Below are 524 nucleotides of genomic sequence, written 5' to 3' on the forward strand. Positions count from 1 at the left end.
GGAAGACTTACAGAAAGATCTGGACGAATGGATGGACTACTACAACAATCATCGTACTCATCAAGGAAAAATGTGCTGCGGCCGAACGCCAATAGAGACATTAGAGGATGGGAAATCAATCTGGGCTGAAAAGAATCTAGCCCAGATATAATCTGACAGGCACCGAGTCTAAAAGTGGGTAGCTGTCAGCTCAGATCTGAATTCGTACACTTTAGGGTATGTCGTTTCTAAATTAGAGGTTATGTGCAGCTATTATTTCTCTAAATTACTTCTCCGTTACATCTAACGCTTTCATTTCTTGACCATCTTGTAACTCTGCATACTTCGCAATGACAGGAAACTGGGTATGTTCGATACGCTCTGACCAGATACGTTTTGGGATGTGGTTGAAGGTATCTGCGTAACTCGGCGCTACTTCAAGTACTAACTTGGCAATGTTATCTAGATCCAGCGACTCTACAGATGCTGGTATGGTGAGCACTATCGCGGGAGATTGCGCGAGATACTGTAAGTTCGAGTTCTCT

Annotated in this window: 2 pseudogenes; one reads left to right on the top strand and one right to left on the bottom strand. The window is 43.5% G+C overall.

The window, feature by feature from the left end:
- Nucleotides 1–151: pseudogene (locus R7Z47_RS26775) on the top strand (IS481 family transposase); the annotation flags it as partial.
- 114 nt (nt 152–265) lie between these two features.
- Here the strand turns inward: R7Z47_RS26775 and R7Z47_RS26780 are convergent.
- Nucleotides 266–524: pseudogene (locus R7Z47_RS26780) on the bottom strand (DUF4056 domain-containing protein); the annotation flags it as partial.

Source organism: Vibrio sp. 1641, assembly GCF_033339995.1.
GTDB classification, from domain to species: Bacteria; Pseudomonadota; Gammaproteobacteria; order Enterobacterales; family Vibrionaceae; genus Vibrio; species Vibrio alginolyticus.